General features: G+C 52.1%; 1 protein-coding gene. It reads right to left on the minus strand.

Annotated features, from left to right (window positions below; all coding sequences use genetic code 11):
* A partial coding sequence (locus GOB93_RS20955) for a UDP-galactopyranose/dTDP-fucopyranose mutase family protein (RefSeq protein WP_173585277.1) occupies positions 1-1,007 on the minus strand: 1,007 nt, incomplete at its 3' end.
* Positions 1,008-1,013 lie beyond the last annotated feature (6 nt).

A 1,013-nucleotide genomic window follows, 5' to 3' on the forward strand; every position in this document is an offset into this window, starting at 1 on the left:
ACCCCTTTTTGCTGCCGGGCGAGTTCTATGTAGCTGTCAAGCATACGTTTTTCGTTAACCTGCCGGATCGGATAATAAGGCACGTCCTCCTGCTCAGCAAGGCGGCTGTATTCGCGAAAGCAAACAGTCTTTGAGAACTTATGCTGCTCCCATGGAGCGAAATGCTTATGTTCGGAGATCCGCGTGAAAGGGACCTGTTCATCGCAGTAATTGATGACAGCGGTACCCTGATGATCTCCGTCATCGGTAAACCGCTCAAAGTCAAGCGTTCTGTATCCGAGCCGCCCAAGTCTGAATTTAAAATAACGGTCGATCGGTCCGGTATAGAAGATATGCGTGAAATCTTCTTCGATATTCTCGAAAGAGCAGGACGTCCGGATACTGATCCCATCTACATCAAGAATATTCCGGATGATGGCGGTATAACCTTCCTCGGGCATTCCCTGATACGGGTGACTGAAGTAATTGTCGTCGTAGTTGAAGCGCAGAGGCAGACGTCTGAGAATGGAGGCGGGCAGTTCGGTTGGCTCAAGCCCCCATTGTTTGCGTGTGTAGCCATAGAAAAAAGCCCGATAGAGCTCGGGGCCGATCATGCTTAACGCCTGCTCTTCAAAGGACCGGGGTTCGGTGATGGACCTGTCAGCCTTTGCCTCAATGAATTCCCGGGCCTCCTTCGGCCCCATGACGGTGCCAAAGAACTGGTTGATTGTCAGAAGATTGACAGGCAGGGAGTAGACATGCCCCCCTGAAACGGCTTTCACACGGTTGATATAGGGATGAAACGTTCCGAAACGTCTGACATAATCCCAGACGCGCTGATCGGCAGTGTGAAAAATGTGCGGACCGTAGCGATGCACCATGACACCGGTTTCCGCATCACGCTCGGTGTAACAATTACCGCCAATATGCGGACGCTCGTCCAGAAGAGTGACCTTGTGCCCGCGTTCGGCAAGATGCCGGGCTATGACAGCGCCACTAAAACCAGCCCCCACAACACAGAAAGACAATGCAGT

The organism is Acetobacter musti, assembly GCF_011516835.1.
GTDB classification, from domain to species: Bacteria; Pseudomonadota; Alphaproteobacteria; order Acetobacterales; family Acetobacteraceae; genus Acetobacter; species Acetobacter musti.